Source organism: Streptomyces sp. NPDC002870 (assembly GCF_042888505.1).
Lineage (GTDB): Bacteria > Actinomycetota > Actinomycetes > Streptomycetales > Streptomycetaceae > Streptomyces.
Genome location: NZ_JBIAPW010000003.1, coordinates 101,884 through 114,620, shown reverse-complemented (window position 1 = coordinate 114,620; position 12,737 = coordinate 101,884). Strand labels below are relative to the sequence as shown.

The window sequence follows — 12,737 nt, the reverse complement described above, 5'->3', positions numbered from 1 at the left end:
CGCCGTGAGACTTCAAGACGGGAAAAGGTGCAGTGGCACGTGCTCGTGGCCGGATCGCCGGCGTCATCAGTGTCCTCGGTGAACTGCTGATCACTGCGGGCCTGGTGCTGGGGCTCTTCGTCGTCTACTCACTGTGGTGGACGAATGTTCTCGCCGACCGTGAGGCGTCCAAACAGGGCGACCAGATCCGCGACGGCTGGGAGAACCGCGGCCCGGGTGCGCTCGACACCAAGGACGGCATCGGCTTCCTCCATGTACCCGCCATGAGCGACGGCGAGGTGCTGGTGAAGAAGGGCACCGACCCCAAGGCCCTGAACAACGGCATCGCCGGCTACTACACCGACCCGATCAAGTCGGCGCTCCCCTGGGAGGCCAAGGGGAACTTCACGCTCGCCGCGCACCGCGACGGCCATGGCGCGAAGTTCCACAACATCCACAAGCTGAAGGACGGCGACCCGATCGTCTTCGAGACGCGGGACACCTGGTACGTCTACAAGGTCTACAAGAAGCTCCCGGAGACCTCGAAGTACAACGTGGATGTGCTGCAGCCGGTCCCGAAGGAGTCGGGCAAGACGAAGCCGGGCCGCTACATCACGCTGACGACCTGCACGCCGCTGTACACGTCGGACTACCGCTACATCGTGTGGGGCGAGCTGACGCGTACGGAGAAGGTCGACCACGACCGTACGCTGCCACAAGAGCTGCGCTAGGCCGTACGAACGGACGCAGGAAGCCCCGGCACCCTCTGGGAGGGTGCCGGGGCTTCTCGCTGTACGGAGCGTTCCCGGTCGGCTAGTCCCCGTCCCCGGCTCCGCCGATGAATCCGCCGCCGTTGTTTCCGCCGTTGTTCCCGCCGGCATCGACCGTCTGGACCGTGATCGTGGTGGTCGCCGGATCAACCTGGGTGCCGGGCTGCGGGTCGAGCCCGGTCACTATGGCGTTGTCGTCCGTGGAGCTGCCAGGCGCGAACGTGATGTTCGTGAAGCCGCTCTGCGCCAGGATCTGCTTGGCCTCGGACAGCTTCTTGGTCCTGATCTCGGGAACCGGCACCAGCGTCTGCTGCGGGCCCTTCGAGACCTCCAGCGTGACCTGCGTGCCCTTGGCCGCCCTCGAGTCGCCCGACGGGCTCTGCTTGGTGACCTGGCCCGCAGGCTGGTCGGAGTCCACGTCGACCCGCGCGACGGTGAATCCGAGGCCTTCGAGCTGGGCCTTGGCGGCGTCGAACTGCGCGCCCACGACCGGAGGCACGTTGATCTTGGACTGCTTGGCCACGGTGAGGGTGACCGTCGAGCCACTCTCGGCCTGGGTGCCGCCCGTGGGGTCCTGTCGGAGCACGGTGCCCGGGTCCTCGTCGGACTCGGTTTCCTTGACCTCGACCTTGAATTTCTTGCCCTGCAGCTGGTCCCTGGCGTTCGCCAGGGACTTCTCCGTGACGTCGGGCACCTCGACCTTGGGCGCGCCCTCCGAGACGACCACCTGGATCGTCTCGCCCTGAGCCATCTTGCCGTCGGCCGGTGTCTGGGTGCAGATGCTGCCCTTGGGCTGGTCGCAGCGGTCCGTACCGGACTGTGCGACCTTGACGCCCGCGTTGGTCGCGAGCGTCTGAGCCTCCGCGAACGGCTTGCCCACCAGCTGCGGCACCGGCACATCGCCGTTGCCGCCGCCGTTGCCGCTGAAGACCGACTTGCCGATCAGCACCGCGCCGACCAGCACCAGGATGCCCGCGAGCACCAGCAGGATCGTCGAGGTGTTCGACTTCTTCTGGCGGCGGCGGTCCGGCCGGTCGTCGTAGCCGTTGTAGCCCCCGTCGTCCGGGTTCATCGGCGGGAGCATCGACGTCTGGCCGCCCTGGTCGGCCTGGCGCAGCGCCGTGGTCGGCTGGTCGTCCGGGGCGTACCCGCCGTAGCCGACTGCGCCCATCGCCGCCGTCGCCGCGACCGGCTGGCCGTCGAGGCAGGCCTCGATGTCCGCGCGCATCTCGTCGGCCGACTGGTAGCGGTAGTCGGGGTCCTTGACCAGGGCCCGCAGGACGATGGCGTCCATCTCGGGTGTGATCTCGGGGTCGAAGTTGCTCGGCGGCTGCGGCTCCTCGCGCACATGCTGATACGCCACCGCCACCGGGGAGTCGCCCACGAAGGGCGGACGCACGGTGAGGAGCTCGTAGAGCAGGCAGCCCGTGGAGTACAGGTCGGAGCGCGCGTCGACCTGCTCGCCCTTGGCCTGCTCCGGGGAGAGGTACTGGGCGGTGCCGATGACGGCCGCGGTCTGCGTCATCGTCATGCCGGAGTCGCCCATGGCACGGGCGATGCCGAAGTCCATCACCTTGACCTGGCCGGTGCGCGTCAGCATGACGTTCGCCGGCTTGATGTCGCGGTGGACGATGCCGTTGCGGTGCGAGTACTCGAGCGCCTGGAGGATGCCGATGGTCATCTCGAGCGTGCGCTCGGGCAGCAGCTTGCGCCCGGAGTGCAGCAGCTCTCTGAGCGTGGACCCGTCGACGTACTCCATGACGATGTACGGGATCGAGACCCCGTCCACATAGTCCTCGCCCGTGTCGTAGACCGCGACGATCGCCGGGTGGTTGAGCGAGGCGGCAGACTGGGCCTCACGGCGGAACCGGGCCTGGAAGGACGGATCGCGGGCGAGGTCGGCCCGCAGCGTCTTCACGGCGACGGTGCGGCCGAGCCGGGTGTCGTGGGCGAGGTAGACCTCTGCCATGCCACCACGGCCGAGCACCGAGCCCAGTTCGTACCGGCCGCCGAGGCGACGCGGCTCTTCCATAACTGTTCCAGCCCTCTCCGTCAGTCCCGACCGCACCGGTGTGTGGTCCGGCGGTGTGCTGTTCGCGCATACGCTACCGGGCACGCCGCACCTGATCCGCCCGTGACCGTCACCTGATACCCGACCGGTATCGCAATGTGCAGGTATGGACGGCGGACGTGATCCGCGTCACTTCTTGCTGTCCAGTACCGCCTGCATCACGGCCTTGGCGATGGGGGCGGCGAGACCGCCACCGCTGATGTCGTCCCGCTTGGCCTCGCTGTCCTCGACGACGACCGCCACGGCGACCGGTGAGCCACCGTCGGGGGACTTCGCGTACGAGATGAACCAGGCGTACGGGTTCTTGCTGTTGTTCTCGCCGTGCTGGGCGGTACCGGTCTTGCCGCCGACCTGGACGCCGTCGATCTTGGCGTTGGTACCGGTGCCCTCCTCGACGACGTTCTCCATCATCTCCTGGAGGAGCTGCGCGTTCTTCTGGGAGAGCGGGCGGCTCATCTCCTGCGGCTCGTTCTTCTTGATGATGTCCAGGTTGGGCGCTTCCAGCTGGTCGATCATGTACGGCTTCATCAGCTTGCCGTCGTTGGCGATCGCCGCGGTGACCATGGCCATCTGGAGCGGGGTGGTGGCGGTGTTGAACTGGCCGATGGACGACAGGGCGTTGCCGGGGCGGTCCATCGTCTTGTCGTAGACGGAGGCGGCGGCCCGCACCGGGGTGTCGATCTCGGGGTTGTTGAAGCCGAACTCCTGGGCCGTCTCCACCATCTTGTCCCGGCCGACCTTGTCACCGAGGTTGGCGAAGACGGAGTTGCAGGAGACCTTGAGCGCCTGGTTCAGGCTGGCGTTCTTGCAGCCGCCTGCGTGGTTGACCATCGGCGTGCGGGTGTTCGGCAGGATGTACGGCTCCGGGGTGTCCGTCGGCGCGTTGATGTCGTCGACGGCGCCGTGCTCCAGAGCCGCGGCCGCAGTGAGCACCTTGAAGGTGGAACCGGGCGGGTAGACCTCGCGCAGAGCGCGGTTCAGCTTCGGCTTGTCCTTGTCCCGCTCGAGCGCCAGCCACGCCTTCTCGTCCTTGCCGGAGTAGCCGGCGAAGGTCGACGGGTCGTACGAGGGGGTGGAGGCCAGGGCCAGGATCTTGCCGGTCTGCGGGTCGATCGCCGCGACCGCGCCCTTCTTGGAGCCGAGGCGCTCGAAGGCGGCCTTCTGCGCGGCGCCGTTGAGGGTGGTGACGACGTTGCCGCCCTTCTTCTTGTCGCCGGTGAACATCGCCATCGTGCGGTCGAAGAAGAGCTGATCGGAGTTGCCGGTGAGGATGCTGTCCTCGAGCTTCTCGATCTGGTTGGCGTCGAAGGCCTGCGATGCGTAACCCGTGACCGGTGCCCACATGGGGCCGTCGACGTAGGTGCGCTTGTACTTGAAGTCCGTGTCGTTCGTCTCCACGGAGCCGGTGATCGGCTTGCCGTCGACGATGATGTTCCCGCGCTCGCCGGCGTACCGCTCGATCAGGACACGGCGGTTCTTGGAGTGCGTGTTGAGTTCCTCGGCCTCGACGTACTGGAGCCAGTTCGTGCGCACCAGCAGGGCCAGCACGAGGAGCCCGCAGAAGATCGCGATACGGCGCAGGGGCTTGTTCACGGTCGGACCACCTGGGTCATCTCGGCGTCGGGGGACGGGGCAGGCGCGGGGGCGGGACGGCGGGCGGTGTCGCTGATGCGGATCAGGATGCCGACCAGGGCCCAGTTGGCGATCACGGACGAGCCGCCGTACGCGACGAACGGCATGGTCATACCGGTCAGCGGGATGAGACCCATCACGCCGCCGGCCACCACGAAGACCTGGATGGCGAGGGCGCCGGAGAGGCCGATGGCGAGGAGCTTGCCGAAGGGGTCGCGGGCGGCGAGGGCGGTGCGGACGCCGCGCTCCACGATCAGGCCATAGATCAGCAGGAACGCCATCATCCCGGCGAGACCGAGCTCCTCGCCGAAGGTGGAGAGGATGAAGTCGGAGTTGGCGGCGAAGCCGATCAGGTCGGAGTCGCCCTGGCCGAGACCCGTGCCGAGTGTGCCGCCCGAGCCGAACGACATCAGGGCCTGGCCGATCTGCTCGCTCTGTGCCCAGGTCTTCTCGGCGAAGGGGTTGAGCCAGAACTCGACGCGCTGCTGGACGTGCGGCTCGAAGGTGGCCACGCCGACCGCGCCGACCGCGGACATCAGCAGACCGAAGACGATCCAGCTGGTCCGCTCCGTGGCGACGTACAGCATGATCACGAACAGGCCGAAGAACAGCAGCGAGGTACCCAGGTCGGTCTCGAAGACCAGGATCAGGATCGACATCACCCAGACCACGAGAATGGGTCCGAGGTCACGGCCGCGCGGCAGGTACAGGCCCATGAACCGGCGGCTGGCGAGCGCCAGGGCGTCCCGTTTCACCATCAGATAGCCCGAGAAGAAGATCGCGATGATGATCTTTGCGAACTCGCCGGGCTGGATGGTGAAGGGGCCGATGCTGATCCAGATCTTCGCGCCGTTCACGGCGGGGAAGAACACCGGCAGGATCAGCAGGACCAGCGACACCGCCATCGAGATGTAGGTGTAGCGCTGCAGGATCCGGTGGTCCTTCAGCAGGATCAGTACGCCGACGAAGAGGGCGATGCCGATCGCCGAGTACAGCAACTGCTTGGGGGCGTCGGGGCTGAAGTCCCCGAAGAGCGTCTTCGCCCGCTGGATAAGCCGGGGCGACTGGTCCAGGCGCCAGATCATCACCAGGCCGAGGCCGTTGAGCAGGGTGGCCAGCGGCAGCAGCAGCGGGTCCGCGTACTTGGCGAACTTGCGCACCACGAGGTGGGCGACGCCGGCGAGCAGGCCGAGGCCGAGCCCGTAGCCGAGCAGTCCGGCAGGCACTTCGCCGTTCAGGGCGAGGCCGACGTTGAGGTACGCGAACACCGGGATGATTACGGCGAAGGCGAGCAGCGCCAGCTCGGTGTTGCGGCGGCTCGGTGCTTCGATCGCGCCGATCGTGGTGGTGTTGGTGACAACGCTCATGGTGGAGAAGGCCCCCTACGGCCGATTACTGCTTTCCGCAGTTCGAGGCCAGCTTCTGCTCCTCCTCCGAGAGGGTGGGCCCCGGAGAGGGAGTAGCTGCGGTCGGCTTGGTCTTGGCGTTCTGGGTGGTCGGCTTGCCGGTGGCGCCGCCGGCCTCGCCCTCGCCGGGCGGCGGGGTGCTGGCGCGGTCGGCCGCCTCGCGGCGCTGCTCGACCTTCTTGCAGGCGGTGGCCTGGACGGCGAGCTCGTCGATCTTCGCGCGTGCCTTGCCGAGGCTGTCGGCGGTGATCGTCGCCTCCACCTGCTTGCGCTGGTAGGGCGGGAGGTACTTGAGTTCGATCTCGGGGTGGTCCTTCTCGACCTTCGAGAGCGAGACCCAGGCCAGGTCCTGGCTGATGCCCTGGTAGAGGGCGACGTGCTCATCCTGGGAACCGACGTAGTACTGGGTCTGGGTCCACCGGTAGCCGCCGTACAGCCCGCCGCCGACGACCGCCAGGGCGAGCACGATGTAGAACGATCTCTTCAGCCACTTGCGGCCGCCGCGCGGCTTGACGAAGTCCTCGTCGGTGTACGCCCCGAAGCTGCCCTCGGGCGGCATGCCGCCGTATCCCATGCCGTCGCCGCTGCCGGGCGGGCCGAAGCTGCCGTTCGGCTGCGGGGGCACCGGGCGGCCGAGGCCGGCCGCGCGTCCCGCCGGGGTCTGCATGGCGCCGCCGTCGTTCAGCTGGAGCTGGTTCTCGGCGACCGCGCCGACGACGACCGGGGTGTCGTTGAGCTGCACGGCCAGGGTGTCGTTGGAGTCGGTGTCGAGAACGTCGGCGACGATGCAGGTGATGTTGTCGGGGCCGCCGCCGCGCAGGGCGAGCTGGATCAGGTCCTGGACCGTCTCCTGCGGGCCCTGGTAGCTGGCGAGGGTCTCCTCCATCGTCTGGTGGGAGACGACGCCGGACAGGCCGTCGGAGCAGATCAGATAGCGGTCGCCGGCGCGGACCTCGCGGATGGAGAGGTCGGGCTCGACATGGTCGCCGCTGCCCAGCGCGCGCATCAGCAGGGAGCGCTGCGGGTGGGTGGTGGCTTCCTCCTCGGTGATCCGGCCCTCGTCGACGAGGCGCTGCACCCAGGTGTGGTCCTGGGTGATCTGCGTCAGCACGCCGTCGCGGAGCAGATAGGCGCGCGAGTCGCCGACATGTACCAGGCCGAGGCGCTGGCCGGTCCAGAGCAGGGCGGTGAGCGTGGTCCCCATGCCTTCGAGCTGGGGGTCCTCCTCGACCATCAGCCGCAGCTGGTCGTTGGCGCGCTGTACGGCACTGCCGAGCGAGGTGAGGATGTCCGAGCCGGGCACGTCGTCGTCGAGCGTGACGAGCGTGGAGATGACCTCCGAGGAGGCGACCTCGCCGGCGGCCTGGCCGCCCATGCCGTCGGCGATGGCCAGAAGGCGGGGGCCGGCGTAGCCGGAGTCCTCGTTGCCCTCCCGGATCATGCCCTTGTGAGACCCGGCGGCGAAGCGCAGAGACAGACTCATGCGCACCTCGCCCGTCGGCTCGGGGTACAGCCGGTCTCGAGCCACACTGCCCACCCTCCGGTCGGGAGCCCGTCCCGGTCCGCTGTCGGGACCGCTGCGGCTCGCTCGCTCCGCTCGCTCATTGTCGTACTACTTCCGCAGCTCGATGACGGTCTTGCCGATGCGGATCGGCGCGCCCAGCGGAATCGGTGTCGGGGTGGTGAGTCGGGTCCGGTCGAGATATGTGCCGTTGGTGGACCCGAGATCCTCGACGATCCACTGGCCGTCACGGTCCGGGTAGATCCTGGCATGCCTGCTGGACGCGTAGTCGTCGTCCAGCACGATCGTGGAGTCGTGCGCCCGGCCCAGCGTGATGGTCTGGCCCTGCAGGGCGACCGTGGTGCCGGTGAGTGTGCCTTCGGACACAACGAGTTTGGTGGGCGCCCCACGGCGCTGGCGGCCGCCGCCCGTCTGCTGGCGCTGCTGCGGCGGCGCCGCGGTCTGGCGCGTCTGCTGGGGACGCGCGTCGGCGTTGCGGCGTGAGCCGCGCTGCGTGACGCGCGTACCGAACAGATCACTACGGATGACCTGGACGGCCACGATCACGAACAGCCACAGAACGGCCAGGAAACCTAGCCGCATGACCGTCAGGGTCAGCTCTGACATTGCCCCCGCTTCACCCTTCGGCTTGCCGGAAAACGATGGTGGTGTTGCCCACGACGATCCGCGAGCCGTCGCGGAGCGTAGCGCGGGTTGTGTGCTGCCCGTCTACCACGATGCCGTTGGTAGACCCGAGATCCTGGATCGTCGAGGGCGTTCCGGTCCGGATCTCACAGTGCCGGCGCGATACGCCGGGGTCGTCGATCCGCACATCGGCGTCGGTGCTGCGACCCAGCACCAGCGTCGGGCGGGAGATCTGATGGCGGGTGCCGTTGATCTCGATCCAGCGTCGTACTTGAGTGCTCGGCATCGGGCCTGGGCCTGGCGCCGGGCGGCGGTCCGCGACGGGCGCGGGACCGGGTCGGCCGCCGCCAGGAGGCGGCGCGGCCGGCATCGGAGGTGCACCGGTGGGCGGATAACCATAGCCGCCGCGGGGGCCGCCCTGAGGGACTGCGGCCGGCCCGGGGCCGGCCGGGGCCCGCTCGGGCGCCTGTGACGTACTCGACGCGAGAGTGCGGCTGCGTACCCGGTACAGACCGGTGTCGAGGTCCTCCGCCTTCTCCAGGTGGACCTTGATGGGGCCCATGAAGGTGTAGCGCTGCTGCTTGGCGTAGTCGCGGACCAGGCCGGAGAGCTCGTCGCCGAGCTGGCCGGAGTACGGGCTCAGGCGTTCGAAGTCGGGCGCGCTGAGCTCCACGATGAAGTCGTTGGGGACGACTGTCCGCTCGCGGTTCCAGATCGTCGCGTTGTTGTCGCACTCGCGCTGGAGCGCGCCCGCGATCTCGACGGGCTGGACCTCGGACTTGAACACCTTGGCGAAGGTGCCGTTGACCAGACCTTCGAGTCGCTGCTCGAACTTCTTCAGGACTCCCATGAGGCACCTCCTCCGTCGTTGCCGTCCTGGTACTGCTTACTGATCGTATCCACGCGTAGGGAAATCGGCTGGTTCCCCTTGTCTGCCCCGTCGATGAGTGTCACCTCTCACACGGATCGTAGAGGCGGCCTCCTGACAGTGTCCCGCACTCAGGGTGCACCCAGGAGGAGTGGGGGGCGGCCGCTCTCCGTTCCCTGTTCCTTCGTCCGCTCTGCCGAAACAATCGAGTGTGAATGCACCCTGGGCCGCGTGCTAATCTTCTGGATGTCGCCAGGGGGTCACGCCGAGCAGGTGTGACGCAAGGCGGCAGCACCCAATGCGCGGGTGGCGGAATAGGCAGACGCGCTGGATTCAGGTTCCAGTGCCCGAAAGGGCGTGGGGGTTCAACTCCCCCCTCGCGCACAGATTCAGAAGCCCCGTAGGTCATCGACCTACGGGGCTTCTGCGTTGCCGACAGCGGTCCGGGGGACTCTGTGCGGGCGGGGCTCTCCTCCGCGCGGGCTGCCGGAGTGTGGGATGTACGACTGTGCGACGTTCGTCGCTCCGGGGCGAGACGAAAGTGGGCCGTGGGCGGCGGGCCGGGCTGCTTAGGGTGCGGGCGTGAACGCGTCATCGAAGATACGGACCGGCTGGACGATACGAGCCGGCTGGGCTTGGCTGGCGGCACCCGAGCTCTGGTCTCGGAAGCGGATCGCCGGCGAGGTGGTGCTCGCGCTGGTGCTCGGTCTGATGGCCGCCGGAACCGAGGAACTGACGGGCAGCACGGGGCTGCGGCTGCCCGTCGTCGGGGCGGCGGCCGCGCTGCTGTCGCTGCTGCGGCGCCGGATGCCCGCTCCGGTGCTGGCGGCCACCGGGGCGCTCGCGCCGCTCCTGAGCGGCTTGGCGCCGCTGCTGATGGTCGTGGGCTGGTCGGCCGGGCGCAGGATCCTGGGAGCCGGGCGGGCGCTGGCCGCGTTCACCGTCGCGTACGGCCTCTTCGTCGGCATCATGCTCGTCGACAGCTGGTCGGAGCAGACGCCCATGACGCTGGTGCTGCTCAGCACTCTGTACTTCCTTGCGACGGCGGTCGTACCGGGCCTGGCCAGCCGCTACTGGACGCAGCGCCGGACCCTGCTGCACACCCTGCAGCAGCGCAACATCCAGCTGTTGCGGGAGCGCACGATGGTGGAGGGGCAGGCGCGGCTGCGTGAGCGCCAGCGGATCGCCCAGGACATGCATGACAGCCTCGGTCATCAGCTGGCGCTGATCTCCGTGCACACCGGCGCGCTGGAAGTGGATCCCGAGCTGACGCCGCGGCAGCGGGAGGCGGTCTCGGTGCTGCGGGACGCATCGGTGACCGCGATGCACGAGCTGCGTGAGGTCGTCGGGATTCTGCGGGACGGGGTCGAGGGGCCGGCGGCGGTTGACGAGTCGGGGCGGGTCGCGCGTGGGACGGCCGGTATCGAGGGACTCGTGGAGGCCGCGCGGGCGGCGGGCAACACGGTGGAGTTGCGGTGCAAGGGCGAGGTGCGGGCGCTCGCCGCGGCGGCCGACCATGCGGCGTACCGCATCGTGCAGGAGGCGCTGACCAACGCGTACAAGCATGCTCCCGGCGCTCCGATCGAGGTGGAGCTGCGATATGAGCCGGACTCGGTCGTCGTCGAGATCGTCAGCGGGGCGGCTGGGGCGCCGGCACCCGGCGAGGTGGTCAGCGGCGGGCAGGGGCTGACCGGGCTGCGCGAGCGGGCGCGGCTTGTCGGCGGCATCGTGCATGCGGGGCCGGCGGACGGCGGGGGCTTCCGGGTGGCGGGAGTGCTGCCGTACGGAGTCGTGGAGGCCGCGCCCTTCGTCGTTGCGGAGGACGACTTCCGCCAGCAGTCGCCGAAGCCCTCGCTCGGGAACGGTGATCCGGTCATGGACTGGACCGTTTCTGAGCGGGAGTTGGCGATGGGTGGGAAGAGCAATGGCGGGGGTTTCGCGGTGGGCTGCGGGATTGCCTTGGCGGCGTTGCTGGTGCTGGTGGTGGCGGGCGTCTTCGGACTGTTCTTCCTGGTGGGGTCGGTGAACGACGGGATGATCGATCCGGCCGACTACGAGAAGGTGGAGGTCGGGGCGCCCGAGGAAGAGGTGCGCGATCAGCTGCCGAGCGGGGACACGATCACGACGACCGGGCTGAGCGGCAAGGGTCCGAAGGAGCCCAAGGACTCCGAGTGCCTGGTGCTGATGTCCTCGGCGGTGGGGGAGGACATCGAGACCGAGCCGGTGTTCCGGTTCTGCTTCAAGGGCGGCAAGCTGATCGAGAAGAAGTCCTACGAGGTCAGCCGCTGAGGGCTGCAGTCGGCGTCAGGGGCCGGTAGGTAAGGGCGGATGTGTGGTGGGGGTGCGTGTGACGGGGTCGCAGACGGGTTCGTCGACAGGGGCGACGGGGGCGCCGCCTGGGTCGCCCATCCGGGTCGTCGTCGCTGATGACGAGCCGCTCATAAGGGCCGGGATCAGGATGATCCTCACCTCGGACCGCGAGATCGAGGTCGTGGCGGAGGCTGCGAACGGGCGCGAAGCCGTCGACCTGGCGCGTTCGCACACCGCCGATGTAGTGCTCCTCGACATCCAGATGCCGGTGATGGACGGGCTCACGGCGCTCGGGGAACTTCGTAGGGCGGCGCCGGCGACGCGCGTGATCGTGCTGACGACCTTCGGTGAGCGGGAGAACGTCCTACGGGCGCTGGAGCACGGAGGCGCCGGATTCCTGCTCAAGGACACCGCACCCGCGGAGTTGATCCGAGCGGTACGGGCCGCAGCCGCGGGAGAGGCGTACCTCTCCCCAGGAGCGACTCGGCATGTGGTGGACCAGCTCGCATTCGGGCGGGCCGCTGAACGCGGCGCAGAGGCGCGGGCTCGCGTTGCCGGGCTGAGCGCGCGCGAGCGGGAGGTGCTGGCGCTGCTCGGGGAGGGGCTGTCCAACGCGGACGCCGGGAGGCGGCTGCATATGAGCGAGGCCACGGTGAAGACGTATGTGAGTCGCATCCTGGCGAAGCTGGAGTGCGAGAACCGGGTGCAGGCGGCACTGCTGGCGCGGGACGCGGGGTTGGACGGTGGGTGGTGAGGGCGTCCTGACGGACTGACGTTTCACGTGGAACATCCGCGTTGACTGTTTCACGTGAAACGCCCGCGGAGGCGAACCCTCCGCGGGCGTTCGCGTGTGCATGCGCTGTGCGCGCGGCGCCTGTACTCAGGCGACGAGGCGGGCAGCCAGGGCCTTGCCCTTCTGGGCCGCCTCGTCCAGCGCCTTGGCACGGGAGGCGTCGGCGAGCGGAATCAGCTCCGCCATCTCGGGCTTGGAGCGCGCCAACGTCAGCTCGGGGACGATGAAGTCGACCTCGGCGCCGAGCATGCCGGTCAGCACCTTCTCCAGGTAGTTCTGGACGAACTCGTAGTCCTCGCGCGGGGTGCCTGGAGCGTACGAACCGCCGCGGCTGGCGACGACCGTGACCGGGGTGCCGGCAACCGGGCCGTCGGGGCCCGCGTTGTGGCCGACGACGATCACCTGGTCCAGCCATGCCTTGAGGGTGGACGGGATCGTGAAGTTGTACATCGGTGCGCCGATCACAACGGCATCAGCCGCCTCGAGTTCGGAAGCGAGCTCGGCGCGCAGCGCATTCTCTATCCCCGCGGAAACGGCGGCGAAGTCCAGGTGGGGCAGAGGTGTGGCGGCGAGGTCGCGGTAGACGACCGCGCCTTCGGGATGCTGCTCCTGCCAGGCCTGGACGAAGGAGGCCGTGATTTCGCGGGAGGCCGAGCCCTGGGGGAAGACGGCGGAGTCGATGTGCAGCAGTGTGGCCATGAGGTTCTCCATCAGAGGGGCGTGATGAAATTTCGTATGCACCTATACATAGCATAGGTACTT

The 12,737-nt window shown here is 68.6% G+C and carries 10 protein-coding genes and 1 tRNA gene; 4 read left to right on the top strand and 7 right to left on the bottom strand.

The window, feature by feature from the left end:
* Nucleotides 1-32 precede the first annotated feature (32 nt).
* Nucleotides 33-710: a class E sortase gene (locus ACFYWY_RS05080; protein ID WP_389179878.1), complete on the top strand. Its 678-nt coding sequence runs from the start codon at nucleotides 33-35 to the stop codon at nucleotides 708-710.
* 82 nt (nucleotides 711-792) lie between these two features.
* On the opposite strand, the gene pknB is transcribed toward ACFYWY_RS05080, so the two are convergent.
* The 6 genes from pknB to ACFYWY_RS05050 all read right to left on the bottom strand — a co-directional run bounded on the left by pknB (nucleotide 793) and on the right by ACFYWY_RS05050 (nucleotide 8,854).
* Entirely contained in the window at nucleotides 793-2,781 is a 1,989-nt protein-coding gene (gene pknB / locus ACFYWY_RS05075; protein WP_389179875.1) for a Stk1 family PASTA domain-containing Ser/Thr kinase, read from the bottom strand.
* Nucleotides 2,782-2,949: 168 nt separating this feature from the next.
* A complete protein-coding gene (locus tag ACFYWY_RS05070) occupies nucleotides 2,950-4,413 on the bottom strand; it encodes a peptidoglycan D,D-transpeptidase FtsI family protein (protein WP_389179872.1) in 1,464 nt (487 codons plus the stop codon).
* Entirely contained in the window at nucleotides 4,410-5,819 is a 1,410-nt protein-coding gene (locus ACFYWY_RS05065) for an FtsW/RodA/SpoVE family cell cycle protein (RefSeq protein WP_389179868.1), read from the bottom strand. Before ACFYWY_RS05065 ends, ACFYWY_RS05070 begins: the two co-directional genes overlap by 4 nt.
* A gap of 25 nt (nucleotides 5,820-5,844) precedes the next feature.
* On the bottom strand, nucleotides 5,845-7,341 hold the full coding sequence (locus ACFYWY_RS05060; RefSeq protein WP_389179865.1) for a PP2C family protein-serine/threonine phosphatase: 1,497 nt from the start codon (nucleotides 7,339-7,341) through the stop codon (nucleotides 5,845-5,847).
* A 129-nt stretch (nucleotides 7,342-7,470) separates the two neighbouring features.
* Complete coding sequence (locus ACFYWY_RS05055) at nucleotides 7,471-7,986, bottom strand: FHA domain-containing protein (protein ID WP_389179862.1); 516 nt, start codon at nucleotides 7,984-7,986, stop codon at nucleotides 7,471-7,473.
* A gap of 10 nt (nucleotides 7,987-7,996) precedes the next feature.
* Nucleotides 7,997-8,854: an FhaA domain-containing protein gene (locus tag ACFYWY_RS05050; RefSeq protein WP_389179859.1), complete on the bottom strand. Its 858-nt coding sequence runs from the start codon at nucleotides 8,852-8,854 to the stop codon at nucleotides 7,997-7,999.
* Nucleotides 8,855-9,172: 318 nt separating this feature from the next.
* On the opposite strand from ACFYWY_RS05050, the gene ACFYWY_RS05045 reads away from it, so the two are divergent.
* The 3 genes from ACFYWY_RS05045 (at nucleotide 9,173) to ACFYWY_RS05035 (ending at nucleotide 11,936) form a co-directional block, all read left to right on the top strand.
* A tRNA-Leu gene (locus ACFYWY_RS05045) sits at nucleotides 9,173-9,256 on the top strand.
* 198 nt (nucleotides 9,257-9,454) lie between these two features.
* The gene (locus ACFYWY_RS05040; protein ID WP_389179856.1) at nucleotides 9,455-11,161 is read left to right on the top strand and encodes a sensor histidine kinase; all 1,707 of its coding nucleotides are present in this window, start codon (nucleotides 9,455-9,457) and stop codon (nucleotides 11,159-11,161) included.
* Between the two features lie 118 nt (nucleotides 11,162-11,279).
* The gene (locus ACFYWY_RS05035) at nucleotides 11,280-11,936 is read left to right on the top strand and encodes a response regulator (RefSeq protein WP_389180671.1); all 657 of its coding nucleotides are present in this window, start codon (nucleotides 11,280-11,282) and stop codon (nucleotides 11,934-11,936) included.
* Nucleotides 11,937-12,062: 126 nt separating this feature from the next.
* On the opposite strand, the gene ACFYWY_RS05030 is transcribed toward ACFYWY_RS05035, so the two are convergent.
* Nucleotides 12,063-12,674: an FMN-dependent NADH-azoreductase gene (locus ACFYWY_RS05030; protein WP_389179853.1), complete on the bottom strand. Its 612-nt coding sequence runs from the start codon at nucleotides 12,672-12,674 to the stop codon at nucleotides 12,063-12,065.
* Between the last annotated feature and the right edge of the window lie 63 nt (nucleotides 12,675-12,737).

Bases quoted from the DNA above. Each gene is read 5' to 3' on its own strand.
- pknB (WP_389179875.1), bottom strand. From the start codon at position 2,781: ATGGAAGAGCCGCGTCGCCTCGGCGGCCGGTACGAACTGGGCTCGGTG.
- ACFYWY_RS05065 (WP_389179868.1), bottom strand. From the start codon at position 5,819: ATGAGCGTTGTCACCAACACCACCACGATCGGCGCGATCGAAGCACCG.
- ACFYWY_RS05060 (WP_389179865.1), bottom strand. From the start codon at position 7,341: ATGAGTCTGTCTCTGCGCTTCGCCGCCGGGTCTCACAAGGGCATGATC.
- ACFYWY_RS05055 (WP_389179862.1), bottom strand. From the start codon at position 7,986: ATGTCAGAGCTGACCCTGACGGTCATGCGGCTAGGTTTCCTGGCCGTT.
- ACFYWY_RS05050 (WP_389179859.1), bottom strand. From the start codon at position 8,854: ATGGGAGTCCTGAAGAAGTTCGAGCAGCGACTCGAAGGTCTGGTCAAC.
- ACFYWY_RS05030 (WP_389179853.1), bottom strand. From the start codon at position 12,674: ATGGCCACACTGCTGCACATCGACTCCGCCGTCTTCCCCCAGGGCTCG.